The 10,226-nt window shown below is 36.7% G+C and carries 11 protein-coding genes; 6 read left to right on the top strand and 5 right to left on the bottom strand.

Annotated elements, in window-relative coordinates:
* Nucleotides 1-110 precede the first annotated feature (110 nt).
* Nucleotides 111-809, top strand: a complete 699-nt coding sequence (locus NC797_RS17960) for a DUF6449 domain-containing protein (protein WP_272438174.1) — start codon at nucleotides 111-113, stop codon at nucleotides 807-809.
* A gap of 21 nt (nucleotides 810-830) precedes the next feature.
* Nucleotides 831-1,391, top strand: a complete 561-nt coding sequence (locus NC797_RS17955) for an RNA polymerase sigma factor (RefSeq protein ID WP_272438173.1) — start codon at nucleotides 831-833, stop codon at nucleotides 1,389-1,391.
* A gap of 76 nt (nucleotides 1,392-1,467) precedes the next feature.
* Here NC797_RS17955 and NC797_RS17950 read toward each other — a convergent pair whose 3' ends face one another.
* Together NC797_RS17950 and NC797_RS17945 are read right to left on the bottom strand one after the other, a co-directional pair.
* On the bottom strand, nucleotides 1,468-2,844 hold the full coding sequence (locus NC797_RS17950) for an alkaline phosphatase (protein WP_272438172.1): 1,377 nt from the start codon (nucleotides 2,842-2,844) through the stop codon (nucleotides 1,468-1,470).
* A 479-nt stretch (nucleotides 2,845-3,323) separates the two neighbouring features.
* Nucleotides 3,324-4,091, bottom strand: coding sequence for a ZIP family metal transporter (locus tag NC797_RS17945; protein ID WP_272438171.1), 768 nt, complete (start codon nucleotides 4,089-4,091; stop codon nucleotides 3,324-3,326).
* A 281-nt stretch (nucleotides 4,092-4,372) separates the two neighbouring features.
* On the opposite strand from NC797_RS17945, the gene NC797_RS17940 reads away from it, so the two are divergent.
* Complete coding sequence (locus tag NC797_RS17940) at nucleotides 4,373-5,917, top strand: M1 family aminopeptidase (protein ID WP_272438170.1); 1,545 nt, start codon at nucleotides 4,373-4,375, stop codon at nucleotides 5,915-5,917.
* A gap of 67 nt (nucleotides 5,918-5,984) precedes the next feature.
* A complete protein-coding gene (locus tag NC797_RS17935) occupies nucleotides 5,985-7,109 on the top strand; it encodes a D-alanyl-D-alanine carboxypeptidase family protein (RefSeq protein WP_272438169.1) in 1,125 nt (374 codons plus the stop codon).
* 228 nt (nucleotides 7,110-7,337) lie between these two features.
* On the opposite strand, the gene NC797_RS17930 is transcribed toward NC797_RS17935, so the two are convergent.
* A complete protein-coding gene (locus tag NC797_RS17930; RefSeq protein WP_272438168.1) occupies nucleotides 7,338-7,535 on the bottom strand; it encodes a hypothetical protein in 198 nt (65 codons plus the stop codon).
* A 124-nt stretch (nucleotides 7,536-7,659) separates the two neighbouring features.
* Entirely contained in the window at nucleotides 7,660-7,857 is a 198-nt protein-coding gene (locus NC797_RS17925) for a hypothetical protein (RefSeq protein WP_272438167.1), read from the bottom strand.
* 210 nt (nucleotides 7,858-8,067) lie between these two features.
* Here NC797_RS17925 and NC797_RS17920 point away from each other — a divergent pair, with 210 nt between their 5' ends.
* Nucleotides 8,068-8,688, top strand: a complete 621-nt coding sequence (locus tag NC797_RS17920) for a TetR/AcrR family transcriptional regulator (protein ID WP_272438166.1) — start codon at nucleotides 8,068-8,070, stop codon at nucleotides 8,686-8,688.
* A 100-nt stretch (nucleotides 8,689-8,788) separates the two neighbouring features.
* Here NC797_RS17920 and NC797_RS17915 read toward each other — a convergent pair whose 3' ends face one another.
* Nucleotides 8,789-9,736 carry an MBL fold metallo-hydrolase gene (locus NC797_RS17915; RefSeq protein WP_272438165.1) on the bottom strand — a complete coding sequence of 316 codons (948 nt, stop codon included), beginning with the start codon at nucleotides 9,734-9,736 and terminating at the stop codon, nucleotides 8,789-8,791.
* Nucleotides 9,737-9,932: 196 nt separating this feature from the next.
* Between NC797_RS17915 and NC797_RS17910 the strand changes: the two genes are divergently transcribed.
* Nucleotides 9,933-10,070 (top strand): YpzI family protein, encoded by a 138-nt coding sequence (locus NC797_RS17910; RefSeq protein WP_272438164.1) that lies wholly within the window; start codon nucleotides 9,933-9,935, stop codon nucleotides 10,068-10,070.
* The last annotated feature ends 156 nt before the right edge of the window (nucleotides 10,071-10,226 follow it).

Raw genomic sequence — 10,226 nt, 5'->3', positions numbered from 1 at the left:
CCAAATACCCTATATATCAAGGGTTAATCATATTATTTTAACAATTTTGTTAGGACTACAAAAATCACAATAACTCTTTAAACCCTTGACAATAAAGGGATTGGAAATTTATGTCACCAAACTCGGGATATAAATTAGAAAATGGGAACAAGGTTGTTCGTGAGTACTCAATAAAAAATGAACAACAATATACTACCTATCTAAAGCCAATTTACGAGTCCAAAGAATATAAAGAAATACACAACCCTGTCCTTCAGGTGAACAGTGACAAAATAGATAAAATAACCATCAGTCCTGAGGCAGAAGGAAATAGAAGTCAAGCAGTAATACTTGATCCTGCACAAATTACGACTTTTTTCGAACAACTAAAGAATGATTTATACAGCGAAAAATACGAAAGCATGATAAAACCTAGTAGCATGTCGAACATCCGAATCTTAATGAATGACAATAGTGAACGAAACATCCAATTCAAATCTACTTACGGTAACCTTAAAAAATGGTTGATAGACCGAAACCTATATGAGGATGCAGTGACAACAGCGAACGACATTGAATATGCAGTTATTTTAGCCAACCAAGGTAAACAGGATGTTTATAAACTATTCCAACAACAAGTAAAGAATATTGCGTTAAATAAGCTAATTATTAAGGATAAAAATAAAATCCAATCCTTGTTAGACAACACAATTATCCCTCAAGAAGATGACTTTGTGATTGGCTTTTACTTTGAGGATTCAAACTATCCTTATATAAAAAGCATAGCCGACACCGAAACGCCAGATTTTGTTAAAAATTATTTTAAGTAATGATAATTGGAGGAAATTGAAATGGAAGAAAACTCTTATGAGATGAGGGAATATCTTTTTAACGATATTTATGAAAAGTTTTACCATAGGGTTTTTTGTACATCGATGAATGTGATAAGAAATAGACACCTTGCTGAAGATGTTGTGCAAGAGACATTTATGAAGGCATACAAAAATATCGACAAACTAAATGATAACAGTAAGATTGGAGCTTGGCTATCAACGATTGCGTCTCGAACTGCGATTGATATGCTGAGACGCGAAAAAAGAAGACCCTGTTTACCATTAGAAGAAATAACCTTTTCAATGGATGAAGACCTTCTACCATTATGTACAGTTGAAAGTGAAATCGAATTGCTCTCAATGAAAGAAGAAATGAATGAGAAGATGCTTCAGTTAAGTCCTAAACTTCAGACAGTTTTTTCACTAAAATTTATCAGTCAATTAACGGATGACGAAATTGCGAACCAATTGAACATTACAACATCAACTGTTAAGACTAGAATATTCAGAGCACGTAAAATCGTAAAGGACCAATGGATCCGAACAGAGCATAGTGAAACATCATCACTTGGAGCATAAAGAAAACACCTACACCCTATTTTCAAAAGGGTATAGGTGTCTTTTTGTATCGTTGTTGAAGTAGTTAATAACCTTATTACTTTTCTTTTTTTCTATTATTGCTCAATACTTCTAATACTTTTTGACCCGTTTCACTGTTATCGTTAAGCCCCGCGAATTTATCCGATTCAGGGCCATAGGCATAAACATTTACGTCAACACCCGTGTGACCTCCTGTTGTCCAACCAGTTCCAGAGCGGATGTCAAAAATCCGTTCAATTGCAGCATCAATATCGCCTGTAGAGCCTTCAACTGCAGCGCCTTTTACAGACTGGATCTCTTCTTGCGTTAATTCTAGGTCAATATAGTTCTTTAATGTTTCTTCAACATTAGCACCATCTGCAATTTCTCCAGCCATAAAATCAGGGGTGCGCTTTGCAGCCTTTAGTGGAGCAGGATCCCATTTGTACTCGCCATCACGTCCCATTGTCATACCACCAGTAGAGTGGTCAGCAGTTGTTACTACTAACGTATGCTTGTCTTTCTTAGCAAATTCAATTGCTTCTTTATATGCAGCTTCAAAATCAGCCATCTCACTCATAGCAGAAACAGCATCATTATCATGCCCTGCCCAGTCAATTTGACTTCCTTCTACCATTAAGAAGAAACCGTCTTTATCTTGGCTTAAACGATCTAATGCCGAATCTGTCATATCAGCGAGAGACGGTGCATCTTCCGTACGGTCAATCATCTTGTCCATTGCTTTTGGCGCAAACAGGCCTAGGACTTGGTCGTTCGTATCATTAGCCATTTCTTGTTTTGTTGTAACATAACTATACCCATCTTGCTGAAACTCCTCGGTAAGATTACGGTCTTCGCGGTCAAAATAGGCTGTTCCACCACCTAGCATGACATCTATCTTATGTTGCCCATTGATTAACTCGTCAAAATAACTATCGGCAATCTCATTATAATTGTTGCGCGACTCATTGTGTGCACCAAATGAAGCGGGGGTAGCATGGTTGATTTGAGAAGTGGCTACAAGGCCTGTTGCCTTTCCATCCTCTTTTGCTTGCTCTAGTACGGTCTTTACGTTATTTTTTTCCATATCGACAGCAATAGCACCATTGTATGTTTTAATACCAGTTGCCATCGTGGTTGCTGCTGCAGCAGAGTCTGTCACACTTTGGTCTGGATCCCAAGAATAGGTCTCCTGCATACCCACTAAATATTCTTCAAATGCTGTATTTTCTGAATAAGGAGTTGATTTGTCATCTTGAAAAGAGCGGTAAGCAGTTGTATAGGTAGGTCCCATACCATCGCCAATTAAGAAAATAACATTTTTTATTCTTGCTTGATCTTCCCCCTTCTTTGCTTCTGCCTTATCAAATGTTGCACCTGCCAAACTACTAAGTACAACAGCCGAAATAACAGCAACAGGTAGTAGTTTCTTAAACAATGTTTTCTTAAGCAAAGTAATTCCTCCTCTTTCCTTTTTTATCTGTCTATAATAATTATAAAGGAAGATTATTAAACCCATATGTTATCTATGTTAATGGCATGTTAAAAAAGATAGTACTTTTGGAGCTAGTTTTTACAAAAAGATAGAATTGTTTAATTAATGGATTATTTTAGTATAAATGGTAGATAATTTTTCTTATATTTCCTAGCCATTTAAACTGGTTCGTCCATAGATTGTACTACCATCTCCCAACTCATTTTTTAAAAACTCTTAAAAATGAAACGATCTCCCTAAATTAGTAAAGTGAATTTTTGTTTGCCCAATAAAGGATGTGTAAAAAGTCACCCCTGAAAAGCGGCGCACCTTTTCGTTGAGATAAAGCAGTACGAGATCCACATACTAGCGGGGAACATGAGCTAGCAAGGAATTTTATTCACACATTTGCTTTTACGTGATGAAATATGTATCGAGGCATTCGCTCCATTTAGTGTTTATTCCAATCCAGCAAATCCAACGAGCAACGAAACTAGATAAAAAACGATGACACCAACAAAAACAAACAGCCCAACTTTTCTTTGTTCCGATTTATTTACAATAGGAAGAAGATCAGTAGCAGCTACATATAAAAATACGCCCGCTGAAAAGGATAGACCAATTCTTGCAATCGACTCACTTACTTCTGATGATGCGGCGCCCGTATAACGAATAATCCATACGAGAGCTCCTCCTAACAATGTAGAAAGGCTTAAGACTGCAGATGCAATAAATGCTTTTTTCTTATCATTAAATGCCGTCAAAACAATAGAAGATATTGTTAAACCATCAGGGATTTTATGTAATACCACTGCTACAAAAACAAGAAAACCTAACTGCGAACTCACTTCAAAGCCAGCAACAATCGAAAATCCATCAAAAAAACTATGGATAGACATCCCCAAGAATGCACCGACCCCAGCTTTTTTATCAGAATGCTTATCCATATGTGTTTCATATCCAAAGTGAAAGTGGTTCGTTAAGATGTTTTGAAAGGCAAGCAATGTCATAAAACCCAACAATATATAAATAGCATTATCCGATGTTTGACTTAAACCTTCAGGTACGAGATCCAGTATAGCAATTGCAAGCAAAAACCCTGCTCCAAAAGCCATCATATAATTAAGTGTATCTTGTGACCAATTTTTTCTTACTACGGCAATTCCCCCAAGAAGGGTTGCAAATGCACTAATGAACAAAAAAACAACAATACCCCATACTGTCATAACCCTTCCTCCCTCAATAAAAGTAATATTCTTCTAAATACTCTCCTTTTACATTTGTAAAAATATAATTTGTTATTCCCTATACAAATATGCACTAACTTAATCTTTACATTATAGAGGATGTTCAAAAAATAACCAAAAAAAACGTCCTTTATCACGGATCTTTCCTTCGCTCTTTCACTGCTTTTTGTCTTTGCGCATCTTATCACGTTCAGAAGGATGAACCAAAATAAATATGATATGATATAAAAGATATTTCGTTATGATGGGGCGATTTGACGATGAAACCACAACGCACAAAAATGATATTAGCTATATGCATGATGACACTGTTTTACACGACAGCCCTTTTGTTTGCTATCCCAGAACTACAATTACAATCATTACTAAACAATACATTAACAACAATTGGAGATAAAGCAACCGACTTAGCTTCTGGACTTACGAACGCCAAACAAACGCAGTCAAGAGAGATTGTGTCAAGCACCAGTGATGGTGACACAATGCAACAGAATAACGAAAAACTACCAACCTATTATATTCGTGCTGACTTGGATGAAGAAAACTACCAAATTGATGGTGAAGTTAAAGTTACCATTGATAACCCGAAAACAGATTCAATCTTATTTTATACCTACCCTTATTCTTGGTCTCCGATGCGAATAAAAAAAGTGCTATTAAACGAACAGGAAGTCCCTTTTTCATATAACCAAAAACAATTGTCCATTAAAAATCGAAAAGCACAAAAAGAATTAACGATTCATATTGAATTCGAAACACCTGTCCCTCAAAAAGGTACCCGATTTGGATTTAAAGATGACATCTGGCTCATTACTACATGGTATCCGATGCTAGGTGTTTTGGATGACAATAAGAATTGGGCTGATCGACCTGATCCTATCGGTATGGGCGATCCCTTTTTATTTAACTTCGCCAATTATATCGTTGAATGGACAAGCTCTCCCTCCATTAATTGGTTAAGTTCTGGAACCTTAGTATCGGATACGATTCGGAACAATAGAAGAACAACTACTTGGCAGGTGAATAGCGTGCGGAACTTTGCGTTGGCAGGTAGTAAGAATTATCAGGTGAAAAGATTAGAGTTAGACAAGAACACGACCATCTCCATTGCTTCAACGGAAGAAAAAAACTTGGAACAACTGACCGATATCTCACAAGCTTCCTATTCACTTTTTGAGACACGCTATGGTCAACTACCTTACACAAATATATCCGTAATCGAAACGGGATACAATACCAATTTTGCACTAGAATATCCTAATTTAGCTATTTTTTCAAAAGACCTGTACGCTGACAATCAAATTGAGCATTGGCTACCACATGAAATTGGTCACATGTGGTGGTATAATGCTGTAGGTGTAAATGAAGTTCAAAATGGTTGGATTGATGAAGGATTGGCAGAATTAAGTGTCGTTCTCTATTTAGAAGATCAATTTTCTAAATCCGAAAAAGGGGAACAATTAAGAACTACTTACCGTGAAAGGAATCGTTCACTCACCAATACGTCACCACAGCAAAGAATGGATGTCGGATTATACGGATTCAAAAGTAGATCAGAACTTTATGACTCTTGGTACGCACGTTCAGCTGACATGTTTTTAACTTTACGTGAAGAAATTGGAGAGGACGATTTTAACTATTTTTTAAAAACACTTTATCTAACAAATAGAGGGAAAACTATCGACGAAACAAGCATCATAAAAGCACTTGATAAATCCCTTTCTGTTAAAACCGATCTATTTGAAAACTGGATAAATGAGCCTTACCAACAAACAAAATGGAATGTAGAAGTTATGGACAAATGATCAAGTGGGTGTTGTAAACATCCCTATCAACCGTATCAGATCAAAGAATCAAAGGGAGAATGATGATATGCAGTTCCTTAACCGAATTCTGTCCCGCCTAATCGAGCGAAAGATGAACAAAGTACTATTTAGCTTAATTGTTATTCCTCTATTACTTTTAAATGGAAGTCTCGTCCAAGCAGAGCAGGATTTCTCTAATAGTATTATCGCAGATGCTTGGGTTGTAATGGATCGTGATTCGGGCGAAATTCTACTAGATAAAAATAAAAATGAGACATATTTCCCTGCAAGTATTACAAAAATCGTCACCGCTATTATAGCGATTGAGGAAAATGACTTGGACGAAATGGTCACCGTTTCACAGCACGCAGCAGACACCATTGGTTCAAGTTTGACATTAAAACAAGGGGATCAGATTCCTTTAAAAGATCTCCTATATGGCATTTTACTTCACTCAGGCAATGATGGTGCTGTAGCTGTTGCTGAGCATATCTCACAATCCGAGCAATCGTTTGCTAAAAAAATGACATCTTTCGTCCGCTCAATTGGTGCTGAGAATACGAACTTCGTCAATGCTAGCGGTCTTCCAGATGACCAACACTATACAACGGCATATGACATGGCTTTAATCACTCAGTATGCAATGAGAAATCCGACTTTTAGAGAAATGGTTGGAAGTGAAGCCTATAATTGGGATGAACAATTATGGAGTAATGATCTAGAAAACCACGAAAAAGCGGATGCAAATACATTGGGCCTTCCTTGGTCAGGAGAACAAAAAGTAATCAATCACAATCGTTTACTTTCGATATATGACGGAGCTACTGGAGTCAAAAATGGATTTACAGATGAGGCAAGATACACAGTAGTTGGATCAGCAAAACGGCAAGAAACGGAACTGATTGCTGTCATATTGCGGTCAGATAATGTAGAAACTGCTTATAAAGATATGACAAAACTTCTGGATGAAGGATTTGCGGTATCCAGTCAAACACCAGACGACAATAGCAATAACGAAGATAAACAATCAGACGACTTATCTATTGACCAAAATAATGAGGATGAAGATACATCTGTTACTCCAAGTGATTCAAAAAAAGAAGATCCTTCATCTAACGTAAATGCACCATTACTTTATTTATTTGGACTAGGCATCATTATAATTACTTCCGTATTACTTTTTAGGAAATAAGTAGACGGTCATTTGTTAGGATTTACTCGGACAATTGGATCAAATTGCCCCCCGTCTAGAGATAGCACCTTGTTAGATAAATTTTTCACACAAAGCCAACTCGCTTCAGCAAGGGGAATCCCTAAAACCATTTAAGATAAATGACCATAAAAATCCCGACACCATTTGTTTGATGCCGGGATCAGCTGTTTTCCGTTACCGCTGAGAATCTATTAGCCTATGCTATGCCTAACTTAGATAGGGGATGATAAATGCAATGATACTTAAGCCGATCGCCCACCAAGCTAGCGCTTTTTGGGGACTCGCTAATCCAATCAGGCCTAATATTAGGCCTAGTCCACCAAGCCAAATAGGAATAACAAAAAAACCAATCACTGCTGAAATAATACCTAACCAACCAAGCCATTTACCTGCAACATCACTCATGATAACACCTCTCCTTACTTAAAATTTGAGGAAGCATTCTCTGTGCACAGTTTTGTCTTGTCCTTAACATGATATTAAGAAAACGGGGTATATATTCCGTTTTTATTAAACTTTATACAAAAGGTTAACTTAGATACGGTATAATAAATGTAACAATACTTAGACCAACAGCCCACCAAGCAAGTGTTTTCTGAGGACTAGCTAATCCAATTAATCCTAAAATCACACCTAAACTACCAAGCCAAATCGGGATGACAAAAAAACCAATTACAGCCGATAGGATACCTAGCCATCCGAGCCATTTACCTGTAACATCATTCATTGGAACATCTCTCCTTCCTGTAGAATTTGAAACGTTAGCTGTGCACATTTATTCATTTCCCCTAATTCGTATGAATAAAACGGATTTTATATTCCGTTTTATATATTCTATTCTAATTAATAAATTTTGGTTACACAACTAAAAGAGAACAAGTCTAGAAAAAAAACATTTATTCTGCTACACTGTTTAAGCGAAATGGGAGGTATTGTTATGGCTCAAAACATGAATTTAACAACAGGAATAGCATTGTCCACTCCTTCTATAAGAAAGGATGCAAATAAAAATACGCTAAGGGTTTTAGATGCGGCAAAAAAAGTATTTGCAAAAAATGGATTAAACACTACTGTGGAAGACGTAGCTAAAGAAGCAAACGTTGGCGTAGGTACAATTTATCGGAGATTCAAAAATAAATACCATTTGGCAACAGCAGTTTCGATGGATATCTTTTCAGAAATTTATGAGGAACAGAACAAAATTTCATTAACCAATCATCCTGCTGACACCAAACTGGAATTAATATTTGATTATTTTACTATGGCTAGTAGAAGATATGGAAAAATTCATGATATGTCGCTTCAATTAATGAATTCAAAAGAAATCGGTGATGATCTACAACAGCTCGTTACATCTAATATGAAGAAAATATTTTTAAAAGTTATTATTCAAGGACAAAAGGAAGGATTATTTCGTGAAGGAGATCCAGAAGTGTTTCAAATACTTATGTTTAACATGGTCAATCCGTACGTCGTTTATCAGATTAAACAACGTATTCCTATGTCTGACATACCAAGTTATTTATCGCAAATGATTTTAAAAGGACTATCTAGATAGTTTAGCATTAGAATCCAATTAGGTGTTTTAAGCTACTTTTTAAACATCCTCTATTATTGGCCCCACCTCTACAGGAAGTATTGGCGGGGTTTTTTCAAATCTAGACTTGAACTTTTTTAAGATAATCCATTATTCCTATTGCACATACATGCATGTCTAGATTGATGAACGTGTATACTTCATGGTTATCATTCACTTGTAACGTTCTGAGATAGTCTTCCACATGCGTTCGTAACCTTGCAGCAAGCTCCTCATGTCCCTTTTTTTCTGAGAAGACCTGTTTTCCCGCCTTCATAAAGACATCAAGCCATTCCTCTACCTGATCAAGTGCGACGTCCACGTTCTTTGTCATACCAAAATGTCCAAAATAAATACTGTCCAGCTTCCAATCACGAATACGCTCAACGGATCGCCTCATTGCATCTGGATCAAAGTGATTTGGAGAAGTGGATGGAAGAAAAAAACCGATTCCATCGTCCATTAATGGTTTGTAGTGTACGCCTACCGTATCCCCAGTAAACATCCCGTGACTTACAGGATCATAAATAGAGAGGTGATGTCGTGCATGTCCAGGGGTATCCAAAAATCTTAATTCAGATTGAGCCCCGATCCTAAGCGTTTCCCCTTCTTCTTTCACTTCCAAACGATCCTCTGGAACAGCTAAGACCGGGGCAAATAAATCGTTAAAACTGTCTTGATACACCGCCTGTGCTCCTGCAATTAATTTTCTTGGATCCGCAAGATGTCGTGCACCTTTTGGGTGTACTACTACGGTTGCATTCGGACATTCTTGTAAAAATAAACCTACACCACCTGCATGATCTAAATGAATATGCGTGACAATGATGAATTTGACTTGTTCTAAAGAAAAGCCTAGAGAATCGAGCCCACTTTTTATGTAAGGCACAGAAGGACTTGGACCTGTTTCAATCAACGTAAGATGCTCATCATCTATTACGTATGTACCTGTTCGCCTCGCTATTCCTAAATCATAACCATCAATCAAATGAATCCGATTATCTAATGAAGAAATTGATACTTCCTGCATTTACCTACACCCTCTCAATTAGGAGTTGAAATACTTTAAGTTTATGACAAAGGCAACCATTAATACTAAGTTTAGCGAATAGTATGTTAAATTACAATTCACTCGTCTGAACACGCACTTTAATTTTTTCTTCTGTAATAATTTAAAAAAATCATGAAAAGATAAGAAAAGAATATAAACATTGGAGGAATGACTAATGGGAAAAGATAGACAGGAAACAAAACAAAGAAAAGCAGGACAAGTATCTGCTGATCGAGATCAGGCACTTCATTACGGTGGAGCAACAAAGTTGGAAAGAGAAGAGCAAACAGACAAACGAGATACGAAGAGCTAGTTCTATTCGATCATATACTAAATAAGTGTATATAGAGCAGCGGTATTATGTCAAGGTAAATATTAATAAACCTTGCTGCTTTGAAGGCGTTGTTACTTAAAAAAGGCAATACTGAACTAAGCCCACCCTAATTGGATTACAATTATTAACATTATA

Origin of the sequence: Terrihalobacillus insolitus, from assembly GCF_028416575.1 — a bacterium.
Lineage (GTDB): Bacteria > Bacillota > Bacilli > Bacillales > Amphibacillaceae > Terrihalobacillus > Terrihalobacillus insolitus.
This window is presented reverse-complemented; position numbering and strand designations above follow the sequence as displayed.